At 61.3% G+C, this 573-nt stretch carries 1 protein-coding gene; it reads left to right on the top strand.

Translation table 11 applies throughout. The annotated features are described in order from the left end of the window. The coding region (locus tag AC1D0P_RS27415; protein WP_477679613.1) for a LysR family transcriptional regulator at nucleotides 1-573 on the top strand (573 nt) is incomplete at both ends.

Below are 573 nucleotides of genomic sequence, written 5' to 3'. Positions count from 1 at the left end.
ATGCAGATCCGCAAGCTCGAAGAGAGCGTCGGATGCGCCTTGTTCGAACGCGCTTCGCGCGGCGTGATGCTGACCAAGCAGGGCAATGCGCTGCTGACCAAGGCACGCCGCATCGTCATGCTGCTCGACGAGACGGCAATCAGCATGCGCCAGCCGAGCTTAAGCGGCGTGGTGCGCATCGGCATCCCCGAAGAATATGGCTCTTCCGTACTGCCGCGGGCGCTGAGGAATTTCGACCAGTCGCATCCCGGCGTCGAGATCATCGTTAATTTCGGCCGCTCCTCGGTGCTGACCGATGCACTCAATGCCGGCAAGCTCGATCTGGCCGTGGTCTACGAACAGGGCGACTTCACCACCAGCGAGGTTTTGCGCACCGACCCTACCGTGTGGGTAACGTCCGATATTCACGAGACGCATCTGCGCTCACCGCTGCCGGTGGCGATGTATTCCGGCATGGGCTGGGCAAAGACGCTGTCGCTGTCGGTGCTCGATAATCTCGGTAAGGATTATCGTATCGCCTATGTCAGCGACACCAGCAACGGGCTGATGGCCGCGGTGCAAGCTGGGTTGGGC

This window comes from Polaromonas sp. P1_G2 (assembly GCF_056405515.1).
Note: the sequence above shows the minus strand (reverse complement) of the source record. Positions and strands in the feature narration are given on the sequence as shown.